Source organism: Stenotrophomonas sp. 05L44_2 (genome assembly GCF_056665995.1).
Genome location: NZ_JBFTNR010000860.1, coordinates 1 through 1,589 on the forward strand (window position 1 = coordinate 1; position 1,589 = coordinate 1,589).

Here is a 1,589-nt window from a genome sequence, read left to right on the forward strand (position 1 = left end):
TAGGTACGACGGTGGCCACGGATCTCGGCTTCATCGCGCACGCCGCCGAGCGACATGCGCACGAACTTGCGGTTGGTGGCCTTGGCGATGGACTGGCCCAGCGAGGTCTTGCCCACGCCCGGCGGCCCGACCAGGCACAGGATCGGACCCTTCATCTGCTTCACCCGCGACTGCACCGCCAGGTATTCAAGGATGCGTTCCTTGACCTTCTCCAGGCCGTAGTGATCGGCATCGAGGGTGTCCTGCGCGGCCTTCAGGTCCTTGCGCACCTTGCTGCGCTTCTTCCACGGCACGCCCAGCAGCCATTCCAGGTAGTTGCGCACGACCGCTGCTTCGGCAGACATCGGCGACATCTGCTTGAGCTTGTTGAGCTCGTTGCGCGCCTTGGCTTCCACCGGCTTGGGCATGCCCGCTTCGGCGATCTTGCGCGCCAGCTCTTCCAGTTCGCCCGGCGCATCGTCCAGGTCACCCAGTTCCTTCTGGATGGCCTTCATCTGTTCGTTGAGGTAGTACTCGCGCTGGCTCTTTTCCATCTGCGACTTCACGCGGCCGCGGATGCGCTTTTCCATCTGCTGCACGTCGATCTCGCCGTCGACCAGGCCGACCAGCATCTCCAGGCGTTCGCCCACCGCCAGCGTTTCCAGCAGGCGCTGCTTGTCCGACAACCGCACGCTGATATGGGCGGCGATGGTATCGGCCAGGCGTGTCGGCTCATCGATGCCGGCCAGGGTCTGCAGCASTTCCGGCGGCAGCTTGCGGTTGGTCTTGACGTACTGCTCGAACAGCGACATCAGCGAGCGGGCGATGGCCTCGATTTCGCGCGGCTCGCGTGCATCGGCGGCCTCGATTTCCACGGCCTGGCCGTGCAGCGATCCATCGCGTTCGCTGACGCTGGTCACCTGCACGCGCGACAGGCCTTCGACCAGCACCTTGATGGTGCCGTCAGGCAGCTTCAGCAGCTGCAGGACCTGCGCCAGGGTGCCGACCTGGTAGAGGTCGGCGGCCTGCGGGTCATCGGTCTCGGCCGACTTCTGCGCCAGCAGCAGGATGCGCTTGTCTGCTTCCATCGCCTGTTCCAGCGCGTGCATGGACTTGTCGCGGCCGACGAACAGCGGGATGACCATGTGCGGGAATACCACTACGTCGCGCAGCGGCAGGACCGGCAGGTCGAGGGTCTCACTTGGGGAACGGGCCATGGGGGCTCCAGGGAAGGGGAAAACCGTCTCCGGGAGGGCATCTTCCGGAGACAAAAAAAGCCGATGGCCCCGTTATGGGGCCATCGGCTTTCAGATGCAAGACGTTCCGAGAAAATTCTTTCTATTCAACAAGTTGAAAGAATCATTCGGCGCCGGCGGCCTTCTGTTCAGGGACCGGCGGGGTCTGGTAGATCAGGTAGGGCTCGGACTTGTGCTCGATCACCGATTCATCCACGACAACCTTGCTGACGTTTTCCTGCGACGGCAGGTCGTACATGGTGTCCAGCAGGACCGATTCGACGATGGTGCGCAGGCCACGGGCACCGGTCTTGCGCTTGAGCGCCTTCTTGGCGATGGCCGACAAGGCGTCCGGACGGAACTCCAGCTCGACGT

At 63.5% G+C, this 1,589-nt stretch carries 1 protein-coding gene and 1 pseudogene; both read right to left on the minus strand.

The features are described 5' to 3' along the window. A partial coding sequence (locus tag AC1VAN_RS21410; RefSeq protein ID WP_480986700.1) for an LON peptidase substrate-binding domain-containing protein occupies nt 1-1,196 on the minus strand: 1,196 nt, incomplete at its 3' end. A gap of 142 nt (nt 1,197-1,338) precedes the next feature. Beyond that, nucleotides 1,339-1,589 (minus strand): annotated as a pseudogene (locus AC1VAN_RS21415) (ATP-dependent Clp protease ATP-binding subunit ClpX); the annotation flags it as partial.